The organism is Pseudomonas sp. PARCl1, assembly GCF_947311875.1.
Taxonomy (GTDB): Bacteria; Pseudomonadota; Gammaproteobacteria; order Pseudomonadales; family Pseudomonadaceae; genus Aquipseudomonas; species Aquipseudomonas juntendi.
In genome coordinates, this window is record NZ_CAMZMX010000005.1 from 1 (window position 1) to 19595 (window position 19595).

Annotated in this window: 18 protein-coding genes; 10 read left to right on the top strand and 8 right to left on the bottom strand. The window is 64.7% G+C overall.

Features of this window, described 5'->3' with window-relative positions:
- Positions 1 to 163: 163 nt before the first annotated feature.
- Together QME24_RS04170 and QME24_RS04175 are read right to left on the bottom strand one after the other, a co-directional pair.
- Positions 164 to 1789: a methyl-accepting chemotaxis protein gene (locus tag QME24_RS04170; protein ID WP_054903795.1), complete on the bottom strand. Its 1626-nt coding sequence runs from the start codon at positions 1787 to 1789 to the stop codon at positions 164 to 166.
- Positions 1790 to 2064: 275 nt separating this feature from the next.
- Positions 2065 to 2976 carry an AraC family transcriptional regulator gene (locus QME24_RS04175; RefSeq protein WP_054903796.1) on the bottom strand — a complete coding sequence of 304 codons (912 nt, stop codon included), beginning with the start codon at positions 2974 to 2976 and terminating at the stop codon, positions 2065 to 2067.
- A gap of 101 nt (positions 2977 to 3077) precedes the next feature.
- Here QME24_RS04175 and QME24_RS04180 point away from each other — a divergent pair, with 101 nt between their 5' ends.
- From QME24_RS04180 to QME24_RS04200, 5 genes are all read left to right on the top strand, one after another.
- Positions 3078 to 3638, top strand: a complete 561-nt coding sequence (locus QME24_RS04180; protein WP_009685599.1) for a carboxymuconolactone decarboxylase family protein — start codon at positions 3078 to 3080, stop codon at positions 3636 to 3638.
- Between the two features lie 98 nt (positions 3639 to 3736).
- Complete coding sequence (locus QME24_RS04185; RefSeq protein ID WP_280091300.1) at positions 3737 to 4801, top strand: acyl-CoA dehydrogenase family protein; 1065 nt, start codon at positions 3737 to 3739, stop codon at positions 4799 to 4801.
- Positions 4798 to 5619 carry an ABC transporter ATP-binding protein gene (locus QME24_RS04190; protein ID WP_192439948.1) on the top strand — a complete coding sequence of 274 codons (822 nt, stop codon included), beginning with the start codon at positions 4798 to 4800 and terminating at the stop codon, positions 5617 to 5619. Before QME24_RS04185 ends, QME24_RS04190 begins: the two co-directional genes overlap by 4 nt.
- Positions 5606 to 6811: an ABC transporter substrate-binding protein gene (locus QME24_RS04195; protein WP_280091299.1), complete on the top strand. Its 1206-nt coding sequence runs from the start codon at positions 5606 to 5608 to the stop codon at positions 6809 to 6811. The genes QME24_RS04190 and QME24_RS04195 overlap by 14 nt, the downstream gene beginning before the upstream one ends.
- Positions 6811 to 7566 carry an ABC transporter permease gene (locus QME24_RS04200; RefSeq protein WP_009685594.1) on the top strand — a complete coding sequence of 252 codons (756 nt, stop codon included), beginning with the start codon at positions 6811 to 6813 and terminating at the stop codon, positions 7564 to 7566. Before QME24_RS04195 ends, QME24_RS04200 begins: the two co-directional genes overlap by 1 nt.
- A gap of 60 nt (positions 7567 to 7626) precedes the next feature.
- Here the strand turns inward: QME24_RS04200 and QME24_RS04205 are convergent, their stop codons facing one another.
- Positions 7627 to 8313 carry a GNAT family N-acetyltransferase gene (locus QME24_RS04205; RefSeq protein WP_054903801.1) on the bottom strand — a complete coding sequence of 229 codons (687 nt, stop codon included), beginning with the start codon at positions 8311 to 8313 and terminating at the stop codon, positions 7627 to 7629.
- Positions 8314 to 8394: 81 nt separating this feature from the next.
- Positions 8395 to 9336 (bottom strand): N-acetyl-gamma-glutamyl-phosphate reductase, encoded by a 942-nt coding sequence (gene argC / locus QME24_RS04210; RefSeq protein ID WP_110677269.1) that lies wholly within the window; start codon positions 9334 to 9336, stop codon positions 8395 to 8397.
- Positions 9337 to 9527: 191 nt separating this feature from the next.
- Between argC and QME24_RS04215 the strand changes: the two genes are divergently transcribed.
- Positions 9528 to 10409, top strand: coding sequence for a LysR family transcriptional regulator (locus QME24_RS04215; RefSeq protein ID WP_054912281.1), 882 nt, complete (start codon positions 9528 to 9530; stop codon positions 10407 to 10409).
- A gap of 15 nt (positions 10410 to 10424) precedes the next feature.
- On the opposite strand, the gene QME24_RS04220 is transcribed toward QME24_RS04215, so the two are convergent.
- A complete protein-coding gene (locus QME24_RS04220; protein WP_054903804.1) occupies positions 10425 to 10967 on the bottom strand; it encodes a WYL domain-containing protein in 543 nt (180 codons plus the stop codon).
- Positions 10968 to 11127: 160 nt separating this feature from the next.
- Complete coding sequence (locus tag QME24_RS04225) at positions 11128 to 12036, bottom strand: LysR family transcriptional regulator (protein WP_054903805.1); 909 nt, start codon at positions 12034 to 12036, stop codon at positions 11128 to 11130.
- A 172-nt stretch (positions 12037 to 12208) separates the two neighbouring features.
- Here QME24_RS04225 and QME24_RS04230 point away from each other — a divergent pair, with 172 nt between their 5' ends.
- From QME24_RS04230 to QME24_RS04240, 3 genes are read left to right on the top strand one after another with little or no spacing between them, the layout of a single operon-like run.
- A complete protein-coding gene (locus QME24_RS04230) occupies positions 12209 to 13513 on the top strand; it encodes an MFS transporter (RefSeq protein WP_054903806.1) in 1305 nt (434 codons plus the stop codon).
- Positions 13514 to 13543: 30 nt separating this feature from the next.
- A complete protein-coding gene (locus QME24_RS04235; RefSeq protein WP_280091298.1) occupies positions 13544 to 14785 on the top strand; it encodes a Zn-dependent hydrolase in 1242 nt (413 codons plus the stop codon).
- Entirely contained in the window at positions 14785 to 15807 is a 1023-nt protein-coding gene (locus QME24_RS04240) for a histone deacetylase family protein (RefSeq protein ID WP_232892188.1), read from the top strand. Before QME24_RS04235 ends, QME24_RS04240 begins: the two co-directional genes overlap by 1 nt.
- 338 nt (positions 15808 to 16145) lie before the next feature.
- Here QME24_RS04240 and QME24_RS04245 read toward each other — a convergent pair whose 3' ends face one another.
- Entirely contained in the window at positions 16146 to 17570 is a 1425-nt protein-coding gene (locus tag QME24_RS04245) for a PLP-dependent aminotransferase family protein (RefSeq protein ID WP_054881119.1), read from the bottom strand.
- Positions 17571 to 17895: 325 nt separating this feature from the next.
- On the opposite strand from QME24_RS04245, the gene QME24_RS04250 reads away from it, so the two are divergent.
- Positions 17896 to 19308, top strand: coding sequence for an amino acid permease (locus QME24_RS04250; RefSeq protein WP_009685581.1), 1413 nt, complete (start codon positions 17896 to 17898; stop codon positions 19306 to 19308).
- 3 nt (positions 19309 to 19311) lie between these two features.
- On the opposite strand, the gene QME24_RS04255 is transcribed toward QME24_RS04250, so the two are convergent.
- Entirely contained in the window at positions 19312 to 19491 is a 180-nt protein-coding gene (locus tag QME24_RS04255; protein WP_280091297.1) for a hypothetical protein, read from the bottom strand.
- Positions 19492 to 19595: the final 104 nt, after the last annotated feature.

A 19595-nucleotide genomic window follows, 5' to 3' on the forward strand; every position in this document is an offset into this window, starting at 1 on the left:
CTTTATCGGCGCTTGGGTGAAAAGGGAGGAGGGGCGAGGTCTCCCACGGTCTGTACTGCGCTAACAGTCAGAAGCTGGCTTTGTCCCTCCTCCTCCCTTCAAGTCTAACCATACAAGCTGGCTTGCCTGCGATGGGCCGCGATGCGGCCCCGGCTATCTCAGATCAGACCTTGAACTTTGCCACCATGCCATTCAGGTCCACGGCAAGGCGCGACAGGTCCTGCGCTGCCGCACTGGTCTGGTTGGCCCCCGCCGAGGTCTGCATGGCCAGGTCACGGATATTCACCAGGTTGCGGTCCACCTCACGGGCCACCTGCGCCTGTTGTTCCGAGGCACTGGCTATCACCAGGTTACGCTGGTTGATCGAGGCCATCGCTTCGGCAATCACCTCCAGCGCCTGCCCGGCGCCCTCGGCCACTTCCAGCGTGCCCGTGGCACGCCCCTGGCTGCTGTGCATCGCGGTCACCGCGCGCTCGGTGCCGTTCTGGATCCCGGCAATCATCTGCTCGATTTCGGCCGTCGACTGCTGGGTACGGTGGGCGAGGGCACGAACTTCGTCCGCCACCACCGCAAAGCCACGGCCTGCCTCACCGGCGCGGGCGGCTTCGATGGCGGCGTTGAGCGCCAGCAGGTTGGTCTGCCCGGCAATTGCACCGATCACATCCAGCACCCGGCTGATCTCGTTGGCATTGCTGGCCAGCTGTTCGATTTCGCTGGAAGTGCCGGTCACGTCCGCCACCAGATGCTGGATGGAGGCCAGCGCCTGGTTGACCCGGTCGCGGCCATCGCGGGTAGTCTGGTCGGCACCTCTGGAGGCGTCTGCGGTGCTCACCGCATTGTTGGCCACTTCTTCGACCGCCGCGGTCATCTGGTTGACGGCCGTAGCCGCCTGGTCGATTTCGGCACTTTGCTGGTGCAAGCCGCGGCTGGTGTCTTCGGTGACGGTGTGCAGCTCTTCGGACGCCGAGGCCAGCTGGTCGGACGAGGCGGCTATTTGCCGAATGGTGTCGCGCAGGCTGGTCTGCATGCGGCTCAACGCGCGCAGTAGCAAGGCCGGCTCGTCGCGGCCCACCACCTGGATTTCGCGAGTCAGGTCGCCGGTGGCCACGCGTTCAGCCACGGCCACGGCCTCGGCCAACGGCCGCACGATACTGCGGGTGAGCAGGGTGGCGATGGCGGCAAGCGCCAGCACAATCACCAACAGCGCGCCTATCAGCGCCTGGAACGCTTCGTCAGCCACATCGCTGCTGCGCTGCGAGGCTTGCTCGGCACTTGTGCCGTTGTAGGCAATCAGCGCGGTCATGGCCTGCATCATGCTATCGGCGCTTTGGGTCAGCGGCCCGCTGATCAGTTGCCTGGCGTCGTCCATCCGCCCGCTGGTGAGCCCCTGCAGCACACGCCCCTGTACGTCGGAATACTGCTGATGGGCAGTCATGAAAGCGTTGAACAGGTTTTGGTCATCGGTGGCAGCCACCATGCCAGCGTAATGCTTCAAGCCCTTGGAAAGCTCGATGTTGATGCTGTCCAGCATCTGCAGGTTGCGCTTGCGATCATCGCTGTTGTCGTCGAGCGCGGCACGTAACGTAAGGGCGCGGGCGCGGCCCAGGTCGGTGCTGATTCCACTGAGGGCTACCACTGCCGGCATCCAGGTCACCCGGATCTCGTCCGTAGCGCTGTCCATCTGCCGGGTTTCGTAAAGTGCGATCAGGCCCATCATCAGCACCAGAACGCCCAACAGGGTGAATGCGCATGCTGCGCGAATGCCGATCTTCAAATTCCTCAACTGCATGAAGTACTCCTTGATGGTGGCGTGCAGGCCTCGAGAACGCAGGCGGCTACCGGTGTCACCGCAGTGGCGCCAGGCTTCGGATGCACCGCAAAGTCGGTTGTAGATCTCACCCTCTTTACTGTTTTTGGATGCGATGATGCCATATGGCCATCATTCTTGAACAGGCATTCAAGTTACGGGATCTGCTGATAAACCAAGGAAAATTGTCGGTTTTATCCGGGAAATCAGCTTCAACGTGGCGCCTCGCAAGCCGGCTTGCGGCGCAGTAGAGCCGCTTAACGCCCTTCGTGGCCGCGCCGGTAGGCCCCTGGCTGTATGCCTACTGCCTTGGCGAAGGCCCGGGTAAAAGCGGCCACCGATTGGTACCCCACCTGTGCACCCACTTGCTCCACCGTGTTGCCCGCCTGCAGCAACCGGCAAGCATGGCGCATACGCAACGCCAGCAGCACTTGGCCTGGCGACTGCCCGGCCAGCTCGCTGAAGCGTTTGAAGAAAGCCGAGCGCGACAACCCGGTGCAGGCCGCCATGCTCTCCAGTGTCCAGGCTTGGCCGGGTTGCTCGATCAGTTGCTCGAGCAACCCGGCGAACGCCGGCTGCCGAGCAAGCGCGATCAGCCCGCCCAGGGGCTGCCCGGCATGCACTTGCTGGCGCAGTGCATACAGAAAGAGCAAGTGCGTCAGGCGCTCCAGAAAGGTTTGCGAAGGCCCGGTTTGGCGTTGGCATTCGTCCAGGATAAGCCCGAACAACGCCCCCGCCGCGCTCCCGGCGGGGTCTTCGGCACGCAGCAGGATCCAGTCGGCCAGGCCCTCGACAATCAGCGAAGACAAACCCGACTGGAAACGGAAGAAGCCACAGACCAGGCCGACCCCATCGCTGGCGTCGCCGTCCAGCGCCTGCATGGTTTGACGCGGTTGCGCACAGGCGCCTGCCGCGTCCTGGTCGCTGGACAGGCGATAACCCAGGTCGCGCAACAGGAACACGGCGTCGCCTTTTTTCAGGCACACCGGCTGCGCCTGGCCGTCGAGGTGCAGCCAGCAATCGCCCTGCACCACCAAGTGGAAGCTGGCACGGCCCATACCCTGGGTGCTGGCGTGCCAGCCGCCACAGTAGCGGCCGACATGAAACAGGCTGGCATCCAGCTCCAGGCCTTCTAATAACCAATCGACGAGCGCGGCGGACGAAATCATCTAATGCAAAGACTCAGGAGCAAGGAAAGGCGACTGATGAATATGGAGGGTACTTCTTATAACCACCAGACTGTAGTGACATCCATCAGGGAGACCACTCCATGTCCTCGCGCATTACCTTACACACCCTGGAAAGCGCCCCGGAAGCAGCGCGCCCGTTCCTTGAGAACGCGCAGAAGAATTCGGGCTTCATCCCCAACCTGCTCGGCGTGCTGGCCAACGCGCCAGCGGCACTGGAAACCTACGTGACCGTTTCGGCATTGAACGGCAAGTCCGACCTGAGCCTGGCCGACCGCGAAGTGGTGCAACTGATTGCCGCCACCCAGCATGGCTGTGATTTCTGTGTGGCGGGGCACACCGCCGTGGCGTTGAACAAGGCCAAGCTGCCGCAGGAGGTGGTCGATGCCCTGCGGGCCCGCGGCGAGCTGCCCAATGCCCGTTACGAAGCCCTGGCCGCCTTCGCCCGTGAAGTGATCGCGACCCGCGGCAATGTGAGCCAGGCCACCTACCAGGCATTCCGGGATGCCGGCTTCAGCGAAGGCAATGCGCTGGAAGTGATTCTTGGCGTGAGCCTCGCAACCCTGTGCAACTTTGCTAATGTGTTCGCCCAAACGCCGCTCAATGACGAGCTTGGCAAGTACCGCTGGCAGCCCACTGCATGATCTGCCCCTGCTAGCGGCGGTACAGCGGTAGTTGTAGGAGCGGCCATGTGCCGCAAAGGGGCCGCCAGGCGGCCCGGCGTTCTCAAAGGAGCAAGACCATGCAGGATTGTGCATTTCGACAGTGGCTGGATGCCAATGCCGAGGCCATAGATCGGGGCCTGTGCGAGCCGCAGCACGTGCTGGCGCAAATTGCCGAATCGCAACTGCTGCGCGTGGGCGTCGACCCGGCCCTGGGCGGTACGGGCGGGCAGGTGACCGACGCCGTCGAGGCCATCGCTGCCATTGCCAGCCGCTCGCTGGCTGCCGCTTTCGTGTGTTGGGGCCAGCGCGCCTTTATCGAGTATCTGTTGCAAAGCCCCAACCAGCCGCTGCGCGCGCGCTTGCTGCCACAGCTGCTGGCCGGCGAGCTGGCCGGTGCCACCGGCCTGTCCAATGCCATGAAGTTCCTCTCTGGCATCGAAGCCCTGCAAGTGCGCGGCCGCCCGGCGGGCGATGGCTGGCACCTGGAGGGCCGCCTGCACTGGGTGACCAACCTGCGCAAGAGTGGGTTCGTGGTAGCGGCGGCCATCGAGGACGACGCGGGCGGTGCTCCGTTCGTACTGGCCATTCCTTCGGATGCCCAGGGCCTGCAACGTTCCGACGACTTGCAACTGATGGGCTTGCAGTCGAGCAACACCGCTGCCTTGGCCTTCCACCAGGTGCCGCTGGCACGTGACTGGTTGCTGCACGACAATGCCCGCGTGTTCCTGCCGCAGGTACGCCCGGCCTTCCTGGGGTTGCAGTGCGGCATGGCCATTGGCCTGGCGCGCCGGGCACTGGACGAAGTGCAGGCCCACCTGCAGGGGCGTGCCTCATTCCTGGACGAAGCCCGCCAGGTGCTCAGCGAGCGCCTGGAGAATACCGTCAGCGAACTCAAGCAAGGTTTGCTCGACGGCCGCTTCCTGCAACAACCGGCGGCCTTGTTCAAGCTGCGCATCACCCTGGCCGAAAGTGCCGCCGACGCGGTGCAACTGGAATTGCAGGCCAGTGGTGGCAAAGCCTACCTCAACGAGTATGGCGAAGGTTTTGCCCGCCGCTGGCGCGAATCGGCGTTCGTGCCGATCGTCACGCCCAGCCTGGTGCAACTGCGGGCCGAGCTGCACCGCCAGGCCGGCGCCGCATGAGTGCAATGTTGCTTGAAGCCCTTGACATCAGCCTGGGCTACCCGGGCGAGGGCGGCTGGCAGCAAGTGCTGGCGCAGTTCGACCTGCAGTTGGGGCGCGGCGAGGTGGTGAGCATTCTGGGCCCCAGCGGCGTTGGCAAGTCCAGCCTGTTGCGGGTATTGGCCGGCCTGCAGCAGCCGGGTGGTGGCAGCGTGCGGCTGCATGGCCAGCCGCTGCAGGGCCCACACCCGCGCCTGGCGGTAGCCTTCCAGGACCCCAGCCTGCTGCCTTGGCTGAGCCTGGAGAAAAACGTCGCCTTCGGCCTGGACTTCGCCCGCCAGCCCAAGCTGGCGGCTGCCGAACGCCGTGCACGTATCGACCACGCTATCGCCGCCGTGGGCCTGGGCCACGCCCGCAGCCACTACCCGGCGCAGCTGTCTGGCGGCATGGCCCAGCGGACCGCGCTGGCCCGTTGCCTGGCACGGCAGCCGGAAGTGCTGTTGCTCGACGAACCGTTCGGCGCGCTGGATGAAGTCACCCGTGCCGACATGCAGCAATTGCTGCTGCAATTGATCGCCACCCACAACACGGCGGCGGTGCTGATCACCCACGATATCGACGAAGCCCTGTTGCTGTCCGACCGTGTGCTGCTGCTGGGCGACCATCCAGCGCACATCCTCGGCCAGTGGCACATCGGCCTGCCGCAGCCGCGCACGCAGCGGGTAGAAGAACTGGGCGCCCTTCGCATTGAAATCCTCAAGACGCTCCGGCGAGCAAGCCGCACGGTCGAACCCACCCCAACCCCCCAGGCCTCGGAGGCTGCCCATGTGCATGGATGACTGCTGTTCCTCGTCTTCACGACGTGATTTTCTCAAGCTGGGCGCCATGCTCACCGCCGCCGGTGCACTGCCGTTGCTGTCGAGCCTGCAGGCCCGCGCCGCTGCCGAGCCGGACGCGCCGGTACGTATCGGCTACCTGCCGATCACCGACGCCACGCCCTTGCTGGTGGCGCACAACAACGGCCTGTTCGAAGCCGAGGGTATCAAGGCCGAACGCCCGGTATTGCTGCGCAGCTGGGCACAGGTGATCGAGGCGTTCATCTCTGGCCAGGTGAACGTCATTCACCTGCTGTCGCCAATGACCGTGTGGGCGCGCTATGCCAGCAAGGTGCCGGCCAAGGTGGTGGCGTGGAACCACGTGGGCGGTTCGGGCCTGACCGTCGCCCCCGACATCACAGACATGAAGCAGTTGGGTGGCAAGACCGTGGCCATACCTTTCTGGTACTCGATCCATAACGTCGTGCTGCAGCAGATGCTCAACGACAACGGCCTGACACCGGTGTCGAAGCCGGCCAGTGCGGCATTGGCAGACAATGAAGTGAACCTGCTGGTGTTGCCGCCCTCCGACATGCCACCGGCCCTGGCCAGCAAGCGCATAGCCGGTTACATCGTCGCCGAGCCGTTCAACGCCCTGGCCGAGAACCTCAAGGTTGGCCGCGTGCAGCGCTTCACGGGCGATGTCTGGCGCAACCATGCCTGCTGCGTGGTGTTCATGCACGAACACGACCTCGACAACCGCCCCGAGTGGTCGCAGAAGGTGGTCAATGCCATCGTCAAGGCCCAGCACTGGACCCGCGACCACCGCGCTGAAGCAGCAGCCTTGCTGTCGCGTGCTGGCGCCAACAAGTACACGCCCCATGACCTGGCGGTGCTGGCCAAGGTCCTTGCCCCGGCGGCCGAGGACCGTGCCGGCTATATCGCCAGCGGCGCCATTCGCCACCAGCAGTGGGACGAAAAGCGCATCGATTTCCAGCCTTACCCGTTCCCGAGCTACACCGAAGCACTGGTCAAGCGCTTGCAGCACACCCTGATCGAAGGTGACCACGCGTTCCTCGCCGGCCTGGACCCGGCGCAGACTGCCCGCGACCTGGTGGATGACCGCTTCGTGCGTAACGCCATTGCCGCCGTGGGCGGGCCGTCGGTGTTCGGCATAGCCGACAACTACGAGCGCAGCGAGGAGTTCGCCGTCTGATGCGTACGCACGTGGTACATGCCGGGCTTGGTCTGGCCGGCTTGCTGGGCTTGCTGGCACTGTGGTGGGCCGGGGTCGCCGTGTTCGGCCAGGCCGATGGCCTGTCGGCCCGGTTTGCACCGCAGGCCACGTTGGCCAGCCTGGTCGAGCTGTTGGGGCAGGGCGAGGTCTACGGGCATATCTGGGTCAGCCTCAAGCGCATCCTGGTGGGTTTGTTGCTGGCGTTGCTGATCGGTGTGCCGTTGGGGTTGCTGGTAGGTAGCTACCGGCACCTGGAGGCGGCGACCACGCCGGCATTCCAGTTCCTGCGCATGATCTCGCCGTTGTCGTGGATGCCGGTGGTGGTGATGCTGATGGGCGTGGGTGACCAGCCGATCTACTTTTTGCTGGCGTTCGCCGCGTTGTGGCCGATCCTGCTCAACACCGCCGCCGGGGTGCGGCAACTGGACCCGCGCTGGCTGCAGTTGAGCCGCAGCCTGAGTGCCACGCGCTGGGAAACCTTGTGCAAGGTGATCGTGCCGGGGGTGATTGGCCATGTGCTGACGGGCGTGCGCCTGGCCATCGGGATCCTGTGGATCGTGCTGGTGCCCTGCGAGATGCTGGGCGTCAGTGCAGGGCTGGGCTATTTCATTCTCGATACCCGCGACCGCCTGGCGTACTCCGAGCTGATGGCCATGGTGCTGTTGATCGGTGTGCTGGGCTTTCTGCTCGATGCCCTGGCGCGCGGGCTGCACCGGCGCTGGGTGCATGGCTGAGCCGCCGGGCCGCGCCGAGCTTGACCGGTGCGGCCATGAGCGTTGTGCTTGACGGTGCGATCAGTGCACGTGCTGGCGCTGGCGCACACACTCCTGCGCCTGTGCGGTCAGCGCGTCCAGCCGCTCGTCGCGCATCTGCTCCGCTTCGATCATCGCATCCTCGCCTTGCTGGTTGAGCAGGTAGGTATGAATCTGCAGCACCTCGGCGGTCTGGTAGATGGGGGCGATGTCCAGGCGGCCGATCAGTGCCCCGCTGGCCTGGCCGGTGCTGCTCATCAGCACCTGCGGACCCTTGGCGGCCACCACCTGCATACCCATGGCTTCGAACCACGGTACCTGGTTGGCGAAGGCGTTCAGCTCGACGCAGGCATGGCGCGCCTGCAGGTCGCCCAGCAGCGCCCGGGCGATGCCCTGGCGACGATGGCTGGCGCGTACGGCCATGAATGCCAGGGCACAGGCCTGCTCATCGTCCTCGGCGGGTAGCGACAAGGCAAAGCCCAACAACTGGTCAGGCGCTTCTGCATCCAGTGCCAGGGTCAGTGCCACGGCCAGGCCGCGAGTGCCGTCCAGGGCTTGCAGGTACTGGTGCACCTCCATGCCGACGCCGTACTGGTACAGCGGGTACAGCGGGTTGTCTGCAGTGATCGCGACACTGCTCAATTCACCGACGTTGTGAATCACCAGCTCGCGGATCTGGTTCTGGAAAGACTCGGGCGGCACGCTGTCAAGGCGGCTCAGGATGAACATCGGGGGGCAGGCTCCGGCGGTTGGACTGTACAGCCCGCACCGGGAGGGCGCGGGCTGTACAGTCTAACCGGTTTTGACCCATCAGCCGCGTGCCTGTAGTGCGCCGAGCATCAAGTCCAGGTTTTGCACCGCCGCGCCCGACGCGCCTTTGCCCAGGTTGTCGAAGATGGCGGTGAGCAGCACCTGGCCGTGTTCAGGGTTGGCGTACAGCGCCAGGCGCAGGTCGTTGCTGTCGTTCAGGGCTTCAGGGTCGAGGTTGGCCGCGCCACCTTGTTGGTGCAGGGGCATTACCTGAACATGGCGGGCTCCCTGGTAATGCTGTTCCAGGCAGGCTTGCAGCTGTTCGGCGCTGACCTGCCCGGGCAGCAGGCGCAATTGCAGCGGGATGCTCAGCACGATGCCCTGGCGGTAGGCGCCGTAGCCAGGCATGAACAGGGGCCGTGCCGAGAGCCCGGCGTGCTGCTGGATCTCGGGCACATGCTTGTGCGCCAGGTCCAGGCCGTACAGCTGCAAGGCCGGGGCTTTGTCGGCAGCGGGCTGTTCATGCCGTTCTACCGCCGCGCGGCCGCCACCGGAGTAGCCGGAAATGGCGTGGATGTTCAGCGGGTAATCGGCAGGCAGCAGACCGGCCTTGACCAGCGGGCGTAGCAACGCGATGGCGCCCGTGGGGTAGCAGCCGGGGTTGCTGACGCGCTTGCTTTGGGCAATGCGTTCGGCTTGGTGCGGGTCCAGTTCGGGCAGGCCATACACCCAGCCTGGGCTGGTGCGGTGTGCCGAGCTGGCGTCGATCACCCGCACCTGCGGGTTGTGGATGGCGGCCACCGCTTCGCGCGCGGCGGCATCGGGCAGGCACAGCAGGGCGATGTCGGCGCTGTTGATCGCCTCGCCACGCCGTTGAGGGTCTTTGCGTTCGGCTTCGGGCAGGGTCAGCAGGCGCAAGTCGCTGCGGCCTTGCAGGCGAGCGTGGATCTGCAGGCCGGTGGTGCCTTGGTCGCCGTCGATGAAGACAACAGGGGTATGCATGGTCGGGGTCCGGGTTGGGGAGGGGATGGCCTATGTTCGCGGGTGGCGTTGATAAAGAAAATTTGAATATCATGACCGCCGCATTCAGCTTTTCTGAATGATATGCTGGCCTTTTCGCGGTGAACCTGCCCCTGAAAGCTGCCTTGGCATTCAGCCGTCAGTCTTTGTTTTGTGAGGAAGCCGCAGCGACCATGCGCGAAATCAGCCTCGACCGCCTGCGTACGCTGGTGGTCATCAGCGACCTGGGTTCATTTGCCGAGGCGGCTCGCCAGCTCAACCTGGCGCCGCCCACCATCAGCCTGCACGTGGCCGAGCTGGAGGCGCGCGTCGGCGCCCCGTTGCTCAACCGTACCCGCGGCCAGGTACGGCCCACGGCCATCGGTGAAACGCTGCTGGCCCGCGCCCGCCGCTTGCTGGCCGACGCGGACCTGGCGTTGGACGAAGTTCGCCGCCAGGTGCAGGGCCTGAGCGGCCGGGTACGCCTGGGGGCCTCGACCGGGGCCATCGCCCACCTGCTGCCACAGGCGTTGGCCGCCTTGCGGGTGGAGCATCCGGGAATCGATGTGCAGGTGCAGGTGCTCACTTCGCAAGCGTCGCTGGCGCGTTTGCGCGAGGGCACCCTGGATGTCGCGCTGGTGGCGTTGCCGCAGGTGGCGGTCAAGGGGCTGGCCGTAACACCCTGGCGGCGCGACCCGATCCTGGCCTACGTGCCGGCCGACTGGCAGCCCCCGGCCAAGGTCACGCCGGCCTGGCTGGCGCAACGGGCGTTGATCCTGAATGACAGCAGTACCCAGCTGTCGCGGGTGACTAACGAGTGGTTTGCGGCGGCGGGGTTGCACCCCGAGCCGCGTATCGAGCTGAACTACAACGATGCCATCAAGAAGCTGGTCGGTGCCGGGTATGGCGCGACGTTGCTGCCGCAGGAGGGGGAGGCCGCCGAGCTTGATCAGCGCATTGCCCACCGGCCGCTGCGGCCCGGGCTGTGGCGGCAGTTGGGTATCGCCTGCAGGGAAGGGCAGGTGGAGCGCGCTACCGCGTTCGTGCTGCAGGCGCTGGAGCGGCTGCGCCAGTAGCGCCCGCCAATGGTTTCAACCAACCGTTTCGTGCAGGGCCAGGCTCTGGCGTAATTGCGCCAGCATGGCCAGGCGCAGCGCCTTGGGGGCCTGCACGCGGATAGCGCCGGCCTGGGACAGCAGCCAGCTCATCAGCGCCCGGTTGTCGTCTACCGTGGCCACCAGCACAGCGCCACCGTCGCCTTGCGCGGTCAGTTGCATGTCGGCCGACAGCGGCGCCTGCTCCAGGCGCCGGGCAAGGGCGTCATCGACCCAGGCGCGCAGCTCCACCTGGGCCGCCGGGCATAGCGCGTCGGGTTGCAACTGGTGCGCTTGCTCCAGGCTCAGGCCCGGTTGCCAGTACCAGCCATAGGGCATGCCCTTGCTGTTGCATTGCAGCGGGAACAGGGCGGCCAGTTCGACCAGGTCGCGCTCTACGGTACGCTTGCTGGTGGTGTGGCCCACGCCGCTCAGGGCGCGTTGCAACTGGGTAGAGCTCACGCCCGGGTGGCGCCCTGGCAGCAGCTTGAGCAATTGCCACTGGCGGGCAATGGTATGGCGGGTAGGGTGGCTGGGCAAAGGGTTCGTCCTTGAAGGCAGGCATCGCGCCGGCCTGGGTGATGGCATTTAGCTATATGTCAGCATACCCTTTCCCCTGATCGGATCCAAGTTGCACTACAAGGCGGCCAAGGCCACCGGCGCGATGCGCGCTTGGCAGCGCCGGTGATGGCGCTGCAGGTCAGTCAAGGCGCTGTTGCAGCCCCTCGATGAACACCTGTTCGGCCCGGCTGAAGCGCTGGTCCCGGTTCCACAACAGGTGAATGTCCACATCGGCAATGCCCTCCAGCGGGTGCAGCTTCCACAGCAGCCCAGCTGCAACATCCGGCGCTACCACGTGCTCGGGCAGGCAGCCGATGCCGAACCCGGCAATTACCAGGCGGCGCACTTCCTCAAGGCTGGGTGACGAGGCCACGATGCGCCCGGCAAAGCCCTGCTGGTCGCGGAAAATGGTCAGTGGCGACAACATGCCTCCAATCTGGTCGCTGGTGAAGCTGACGAAGTTCTCCCGCTGCAAGTCGCCCTCGGCCTGGCCGAACAGTGCATGGTGCTTGCCACAGAAGAACGCGTAACGCTGGCGCAGGAACAGCCGTTGCTCCAGCCTGGGCTGGGCCCGCCGGTTCAAGCTCAAGCCTGCGCTGGCAGTTTTCTCTTGCAAGGCTGCGACGATGTCGGAGCTGCGCATCACGTCGATTTCCAGGTCCACCCGTGGGTGTTGGCGATGGAAGTCGGCCAGGAAGTCGTCGAAGCGGTCGCTGACGATGCGGCTGATCATCAGCAAGCGCACCTTGCCCACCAGTTCGTCGGTGGGCTGCGCCAGCAGGCTGCCGATCTGCGACATCTGCCCGTACACCTCGCCGGCCAGCTGGAACAGCTGTTCGCCCATTTCGGTCAGCACGAAACGCGGCCCACGACGGGCGATGAGTTGGCGGCCAAGCTGTTCTTCCAGGCGCTTCAAGGCCTGGCTGACTGCCGGCTGGGTGAGATGCAGGCGGGCAGCGGCGCGGCTGATTGACAGTTCCTGGCCAATGACGCGGAAGGTACGCAGCAGGTTCCAGTCGAGGCGGTCGTTGAGCAGGCGGTCAGACATGGCAAGGCTCTATGATAAGCAGGGTTAATAGTTGGAATAATAAATAGAAAATTGACTAATCATAGCCCTGGCCCGATAAATCATAGGCATCGAGGCCCACAAGCCAAGCGCCGTCAGAGCGCGACCGTGAATTCCCGTCACTCCTGCCAGAACAACAAGCAAAGGAGCCCCCATGAAGCCCGCCACTTGCGCCCAGCCACGCCGTGCCGCTGCCGCCGCTTTCATCGGTACCATGATCGAATGGTACGACTTTTACATCTATGCCACCGCCGCGGCCCTGGTGTTCGGTGCCTTGTTCTTCCCCTCCGATGACAGCCTGTTCAGCACCATGGCAGCGTTTGGTACCTTCGCCGTGGGCTTTTTCGCCCGGCCGCTGGGCGGAATCGTCTTCGGCCATGTGGGCGACCGTATCGGCCGCAAGAAATCGCTGGTCATCACCTTGCTGATGATGGGCATCGTCACGGTGTGCATCGGCCTGTTGCCGACCTATGCGCAAATCGGCGCCAGCGCGCCGGTGCTGCTGGTGCTGCTGCGCATCGTCCAGGGCATTGCGGTGGGCGGCGAGTGGGGCGGGGCCGTGCTGATGGCCGGCGAGCATGCCCCCAAAGGGCGGCGCAACTTCTTCGCCTCGTTCGCCCAGCTCGGCAGCCCGGCGGGCCTGATTCTGTCACTGCTGGCTTTTGGCGCGGTCACCCGCCTTCCGGAAGAAGACCTGATGAGCTGGGGTTGGCGCGTGCCGTTCCTGGCCAGCGCCTTGCTGCTGTTGGTCGGCCTGGCCATTCGCCTGGGGGTGAACGAGTCGCCCGAGTTCATCGCCAGCCGCGAGCAGGCAGAAACGGCCCGGCGCAAGGAGCAGGCCCCGGTCTTCGAGGTGCTGCGCAGCGCCTGGCGCCCGCTGTTGCTGTGCATCGGTGCCAACACCCTGGGCATTGCCGGGGTCTACTTCACCAATACCTTCATGATCAGCTACACCACCCAGCAGCTGCACCTGGAGCGCTCGCTGATCCTGGAGTGCCTGTTCTTCGTGGCGATCATCCAGTTTTGCGTGCAGCCCTTGGCTGCCTGGCTGTCGGAAAAGCTCGGCGCCACTCGCTTTCTGGCCTTGGTGGCCATGCTGGCCATGGCCTCGCCTTACCCTATGTTCACCCTGGTCAGCTCGGGCCAAGGCCCGTTGATCGTGCTCGGCATCGCCTTGGCCGCTGCTTGCATGGCCTCGTTCTACGCGGTCATCGCAGGCTACGTCAGCGGCATGTTCGACACCCGTGTGCGCTATACCGCCATTTCCCTGGCCTACCAGGTGTGTGGCGCCATCGCCGGGGGCCTGACCCCGTTGATCGGCACCTGGCTGGCCCACCATTTCACAGGGCAGTGGTGGCCGATGGCAGTGTTCTACACGCTGATCGCCACCCTTTCGCTGGTCTGCGTGCTTGCCCTGGCGCGCCAGTACGCGCGCAGCCAGCAGCTTGAGCTGGCCTGAGCGAACCGATTTATTCTGGAGTACCTGCACATGTTGAAAAGCAATGGCGAACGCCTGTGGGCGAGCTTGATGGCCATGGCCGAAATCGGCGCCACCGCACGCGGTGGCAGCTGCCGCCTGGCCCTCAGCGACGAAGACAAGGCTGGCCGTGAGCTGTTCAGCCACTGGTGCCGCGAAGCGGGCCTGACGCTGAGCTTGGATGCCATCGGCAACCTGTTCGCGCGCCGCCCTGGCACCGACCCCGACGCCGCCCCGGTGATGATTGGCAGCCACCTGGATACCCAGCCGGAGGGCGGCCGTTTCGACGGTGTCTATGGCGTGCTGGCCGGGCTGGAGGTGGTGCGCCGCCTCGACGAGTTGGGCATCAGCACCCGCAAGCCGCTGGAGCTCGCGGTGTGGACCAACGAGGAAGGCGCCCGGTTTACCCCGGCGATGTTCGGTTCGGCCGTGTTCACCGGCACCCTGGCGCTGGAGCAAGCCTTGGCCATACGCGATGCGCAAGGCATCAGCGTCGCCGACGCGTTGCAGCGTACCGGTTACGCTGGCCTGCGGCCGCTGGGCGGGCCGGTGGATGCCTATTTTGAAGCGCATATCGAGCAAGGCCCGATCCTTGAAGATAACGCCAAGGCCATTGGTGTGGTCAGCGGCGGCCAGGCTATTCGTTGGCTGGATGTGACCGTCGAAGGCATGGCCGCACATGCCGGCACCACGCCGATGCCGTTGCGCAAGGACGCCTTGTTCGGCGCGGCGCAGATGATTCAGGCGCTTGAGCGGCTGGCGGCAGACTATGCCCCCGAGGCGCTGACCACTGTCGGCGAGCTGACCATCGCCAAGTCGTCACGCAACACCATCCCCGGGGTGTTGCAATTCACGGTGGACCTGCGCCACCACCGCGATGAAACCATCGAGGCCATGGAACGCGACCTGACCCTGGCGCTGCAGGCCATCGCCCGCCAGCGCGGTTTGCAGGTGCGCATCGAGCGGCACTGGGTCAGCCCGGCCACGCCGTTCGACCTGGACTGTGTGGCCGCTGTTCAGCAAGCGGTGGATGCCCTGGGTTATGCGCAGCAGTCGATCGTCAGTGGCGCTGGGCACGATGCCATCCTGTTGGCCCGCTATTGCCCGACGGCGATGGTGTTCATTCCCTGCATCGGCGGCCTCAGCCACAACGAAGCCGAGGATGTGCTGCCCGACGATGCCCGCCAGGGTGCCGATGTATTGCTCAATGCCGTGCTGGCCCGCGCCGGCCGTGTCGAACCAGGAGAAGCCTGATGCGTTGCTACTTCCACCCTGAACAATTGCTGCATCACCCGCGCAGCTACTACTCGCGTGGCGCCATGCGCACCCCCCAGGAAGTGCCCGAGCGCGCCCAGCGCCTGCTGCAGGCTGCCAGGAACCTTGGCTTCGACATCCGCCAGCCAGAGGATGCTGGCCTGCAGCCGCTGGCGGCGGTGCATGGCGAGGCCTACCTGGCCTTCCTCGAAGACGCCCATGCGCGCTGGAAGGAAGTGCCCGAGGACTGGGGCGACGAGGTCATGTCGAACATCTTCGTGCGTGAGCCCAACGCCTTGCGTGGCATTCTCGCCCAGGCCGCGCGCTACCTGGCCGATGGCAGTTGCCCGGTAGGCGAGCGTACCTGGCATTCGGCCTACTGGTCCGCGCAGAGCGCGGTAGCTGGCGCCAAGGCCATTGCCGAGGGTGAGCCCGCGGCCTACGCGCTGTGCCGGCCACCGGGGCACCATGCGCGGTTCGATGCGGCGGGTGGCTTCTGTTACATCAACAACGCTGCCGTCGCTGCCCAGGCCTTGCGCGGCCGCTACAGCCGGGTGGCGGTGCTCGACACCGACATGCACCACGGGCAAGGCATCCAGGAAATCTTCTACGACCGGCGCGATGTGCTGTATGTGTCGGTGCACGGCGACCCGACCAACTTCTACCCAGGCGTGGCCGGGTTCGAGGACGAGCGCGGCCGTGGTGAGGGGGAGGGGTACAACCTCAACCTGCCGATGCCCCACGGCGCCAGCGAAGCGGACTTCCTGAGCCGGCTGGACACCGCACTGGCTGCGGTGAAGGATTTTGGTGCGCAAGTGTTGGTGTTGTCACTGGGCTTCGACATTTATGAGCTGGACCCCCAGAGCAAGGTGGCGGTGACGACCGAGGGCTTTGCCGTGTTGGGCGAGCGTATCCGCGCATTGCGCTTGCCATGCCTGATTGTGCAGGAGGGCGGGTACCATCTGCAGAGCCTGGAGGCGAATGCTCGGGCGTTTTTTGCTGACAAAGCGGATTGGCGGTGAGTGCTACCAGGCTGTTTATTTCGGGGATGAACCCCACAGGGATCGCATCAGGGCTGACAGGTGGTTGCCATAAGATATGCCGCGCCTGTTAGATCGAGCGCCGCCCGCGCGGCGCATCGCGAGCTGCGCTCGCTCCTACGTTTGTTTCGGGCCAGTGAGGTCTGGGAGAGGCGCGCGCGACCGCCATGTCAGTACGGCGCGATATTGAGGCATGCGCCAAATGGTTCGCGCGCAAACCCCACAGGCATAATTGGCCCGAAACAAACGTAGGAGCGAGCGCAGCTCGCGATGCGCCGCGCGGGCGGCGCTCGATCTCAAGTTCACACGACCGGTATGGCTTAAAGCCCAGCCCGACGCACATGCTTGACCAACACTTTCTCCAGCAACTCCCACATCGCCGGGTCGGTGCTGAACGCCACGTTGAAGCGCATCCAGCCGGTGGCTTTGGCATCGACCATGAACAACTGCCCAGGCCCGAGCATGATGCCTTTCTCCAGCGCGTCGTCCAGCAATGCCGCGCTGTCCGGGAGCGCCGGATGGCGAGTCCAGATGTACATGCCTTCGTCGGACTCAATGAACAGTTCAAAGCCCAATCGATGCAGATGCCGGCCAACTTCCTGATGCGCCTCCGCCAGGCGCTGGCGAAGACGCTTGAGGTGCTTGCGCCAGCGGCCGTCGATGACCGCGGCATAGACCACACGCTCCATCACCTGCGATGTGGTCAGGCCCGAACGCATTTTCAGCTGCAGCAGTTTCTGCATCAGCTCGGGGTTGGCCAGCATGTAGCCGACGCGCACATTGGGCGAAATGCTCTTCGAGTAGCTGCCTACGTACACCACCTGCTGCAGGTGGTCGAGGCTGGCCAGGCAGGGCTGCGGCTCGGCGACCATGTCGGCGTACAGGTTGTTCTCGACCAGGCGGAAGCCGTGCTGGCTGGCCAGCTGCAACAGCCGGTGCAGCTGCGGCAGCGGGGTGCGCGAGCAGGTCGGGCTGTGCAAATGCGGCTGGGTGAAGAACGCCGTCGGGCGGTGATGGGCGAGCAACTGCTCCAACTGGTTCAGGTCGTAGCCCGCCGGGGTACGCGGGACGCCGACCAGCGTCGCGCCCTGGGTACGCAAGATGCTCATCAGGTTCGGGTAGCCCGGGTCGTCCACCAGTACCACGTCCCCCGGCCGGACCAACGTGCGTGCGGCCAGGTCCAGCGCCTGGCTGGCGCCGTGGGTCAGCATCAGCTGCGCCGGGTTGGCCACTATCGACAATTCCTGCTGCAGGTTCTGCGCGGTCAGTGCACGCAGCTCCGGCAGGCCCATGGGGTCGCCATACCCCGACAGTTCCAGCGGGCTGCCGGCCACCTGGCGCAAGCCACGGCGCAGGCCCTCTTCGTACATCCAGTCGTTGGGCAGCCAGCCACATCCGGGTTTGTAGGGCAACTGACGGATCTCGAAGATCTGTTGCAGGTACCACTCGGAGTTGAACGTTGGTCGACTGGTGTCGGCCTCGGCGTTGTGCTGATCCAGCAGCTCGGCTGCCGCGCGGTTGACGAAAAAACCTGCATTGCCCCGGCTCACCAGCAAGCCCTGGGCCACCAGGCGATCGTATGCCTCGACCACGGTGAAGGTACTCACCGAGTAGCTCGCGGCAAAGGCGCGAATCGAGGGCACCTTGGCGCCAGGCTTGAGGGTCTGGTTATCGATCAGCTCGCGCAGCGCGTCGATGATCTGGTTCACCAACGGGGTCGAGGAGTCTGGATGTAGTTCGAGCATTCGGGGCCTTCAGGGTGCGTATCGCCAGGCAATTGCAGGGTGTACTGCATAGGCGACCTGTACAGTGCAGTGCGAGTTTGATGCCACTGTGCATGGCTCTCTGCGTCGGACATTTTTACATTAGGTGTCAGATATCGCCACCAATAGCATGTTCAGTTCGCGCCAGGCGCCAGCCCTGGGGCGCGTCAGCAGGCCGCCATGGAAGGCCTGCGTGTGTTCGCGCACACCATCCTGCCCGCATTAGCACTGATGTACAGGTGAAACCGCCAGCCATCGGGGTTTCACGGTTTTCCTTGGATAAAAAGAAGCACGGGGTACACAACTGATGGACGCAACATCCACTACCACCACCGCGAAAAGCGGGCACGAGAGCAAGCTCAGTGCCTCGCTGAAGTCGCGCCACCTGACGATGATGTCGATCGCCGGGGTTATTGGCGGCGCCTTGTTCGTCGGTTCCGGCAGCGTGATCCACAGCGCCGGCCCAGCCGCTGTCCTGGCCTATCTGGCAGGCGGCATCCTGGTGGTGCTGATCATGCGCATGCTCGGTGAAATGGCGACTTCCTCGCCTGATACCGGCTCGTTCTCCACTTACGCCGACCGCGCCATCGGCCGCTGGGCCGGCTTCACCATTGGCTGGCTGTACTGGTGGTACTGGGTCATTCTGATGGCCTGGGAAGCTTACGTAGCCGGCAAGATCCTGCATGGGTTCTTCCCGGATGTGAGCGTCAACGTGTTCGTGCTGGCCACGACCCTGTTGCTGATCACCGTCAACTTCTTCAACGTCAAGCACTACGGTGAGTTCGAGTTCTGGTTCGCCCTGATCAAGGTGATCGCGATCGTCTGCTTCCTGATCGTGTGTACCGCTGCGGTAACCAATGTCTGGCAATTCGGTGAAGTGCGTGGCATCAGCCACCTCACCGCCGAAGGGTTCATGCCCAACGGCATTACCACGGTCATCGGCGCCTTGCTGGGGGTGATGTTCGCCTTCCTCGGCGCAGAAATCGTCACCATTGCCGCTTCTGAAGCCAAAGACCCTGCTGCTCAGATCGTCAAGGCGACCAACTCGGTGGTGTGGCGGGTGTGCCTGTTCTACGTCGGTTCGATCTTCCTGATCGTCTGCCTGGTACCGTGGAACGACCCGCACCTGGGGGTTTCCGGCTATGGCGCCTACCGCCGTACCCTGGAGCTGCTGGGCGTGCCGTACGCCGAGCTGCTGATGAACTTCGTGGTACTGACCTCGGTCAGCAGTTGCCTGATCTCGGGCCACTACACCGCTTCGCGCATGCTGTTCTCGCTGGCCCAGCGGGGCGATGCACCGTCGTTCTTCAAGATCACCCGCGCCGGCACCGGTGTACCGGTGTACGCGATCATGGGTTCGTGCGCCGTGGCTGTGGTCTGCGCGTTGATCAACTTCAGCGAGACCCTGCGCCCGAAAGACGTGCTGGAAACCCTGATGAACACCACTGGCATGATTGCCCTGCTGGTGTACCTGGTGATCGCTTTCTCGCAGCTGCGCATGCGCCGCAAGCTGATCGCCGAGGGCAAGGAAGTGCGCCTGAAGATGTGGCTGTTCCCCTGGCTGACCTACCTGGTCATCGCCTTCATCGTGGCGGCACTGGTCACCATGGCCTTCATGCCTGACTACCAGATCCTGGTGATCTCCACCGGTGTGGCGGCGGCCATCGTGGTGGCCATGGGTGTGGTGCACCAGATCCGCTCTGGCAGCAAGCAGCACTAAGCGTCACTCGCGCTTGGAAACGGCCGGCTCCCGTGGGGACCCGGCCGTTTCGCGTTGTTGGGCCTGGGTTTTTTCGGCGGGCATGTGAAAGCCCTGGTTCATCCACGGTGAGCCGAGCAGGGCGGCGGCCGCGATCAGGGCCAGGATGGCAATGGCGATATAGGTTTTCAGGTGGGTGCGCATACAGCAGATGACCCTGCACCCAGCCAGACAGTTCATTGCGTGTGCCGCAACGAACGCGCCGGCCGCCACATGGCGTATGCTCCACCTATCACCCGCCTGGAGGA

Excerpts from the sequence above, each read along its gene's own strand:
- QME24_RS04170 (WP_054903795.1), bottom strand. The coding sequence starts at position 1,789 with ATGCAGTTGAGGAATTTGAAGATCGGCATTCGCGCAGCATGCGCATTC.
- QME24_RS04175 (WP_054903796.1), bottom strand. The coding sequence starts at position 2,976 with ATGATTTCGTCCGCCGCGCTCGTCGATTGGTTATTAGAAGGCCTGGAG.
- QME24_RS04180 (WP_009685599.1), top strand. The coding sequence starts at position 3,078 with ATGTCCTCGCGCATTACCTTACACACCCTGGAAAGCGCCCCGGAAGCA.
- QME24_RS04185 (WP_280091300.1), top strand. The coding sequence starts at position 3,737 with ATGCAGGATTGTGCATTTCGACAGTGGCTGGATGCCAATGCCGAGGCC.
- QME24_RS04190 (WP_192439948.1), top strand. The coding sequence starts at position 4,798 with ATGAGTGCAATGTTGCTTGAAGCCCTTGACATCAGCCTGGGCTACCCG.
- QME24_RS04195 (WP_280091299.1), top strand. The coding sequence starts at position 5,606 with ATGTGCATGGATGACTGCTGTTCCTCGTCTTCACGACGTGATTTTCTC.
- QME24_RS04200 (WP_009685594.1), top strand. The coding sequence starts at position 6,811 with ATGCGTACGCACGTGGTACATGCCGGGCTTGGTCTGGCCGGCTTGCTG.
- QME24_RS04205 (WP_054903801.1), bottom strand. The coding sequence starts at position 8,313 with ATGTTCATCCTGAGCCGCCTTGACAGCGTGCCGCCCGAGTCTTTCCAG.
- argC (WP_110677269.1), bottom strand. The coding sequence starts at position 9,336 with ATGCATACCCCTGTTGTCTTCATCGACGGCGACCAAGGCACCACCGGC.
- QME24_RS04215 (WP_054912281.1), top strand. The coding sequence starts at position 9,528 with ATGCGCGAAATCAGCCTCGACCGCCTGCGTACGCTGGTGGTCATCAGC.
- QME24_RS04225 (WP_054903805.1), bottom strand. The coding sequence starts at position 12,036 with ATGTCTGACCGCCTGCTCAACGACCGCCTCGACTGGAACCTGCTGCGT.
- QME24_RS04230 (WP_054903806.1), top strand. The coding sequence starts at position 12,209 with ATGAAGCCCGCCACTTGCGCCCAGCCACGCCGTGCCGCTGCCGCCGCT.
- QME24_RS04235 (WP_280091298.1), top strand. The coding sequence starts at position 13,544 with ATGTTGAAAAGCAATGGCGAACGCCTGTGGGCGAGCTTGATGGCCATG.
- QME24_RS04240 (WP_232892188.1), top strand. The coding sequence starts at position 14,785 with ATGCGTTGCTACTTCCACCCTGAACAATTGCTGCATCACCCGCGCAGC.
- QME24_RS04245 (WP_054881119.1), bottom strand. The coding sequence starts at position 17,570 with ATGCTCGAACTACATCCAGACTCCTCGACCCCGTTGGTGAACCAGATC.
- QME24_RS04250 (WP_009685581.1), top strand. The coding sequence starts at position 17,896 with ATGGACGCAACATCCACTACCACCACCGCGAAAAGCGGGCACGAGAGC.
- QME24_RS04255 (WP_280091297.1), bottom strand. The coding sequence starts at position 19,491 with ATGCGCACCCACCTGAAAACCTATATCGCCATTGCCATCCTGGCCCTG.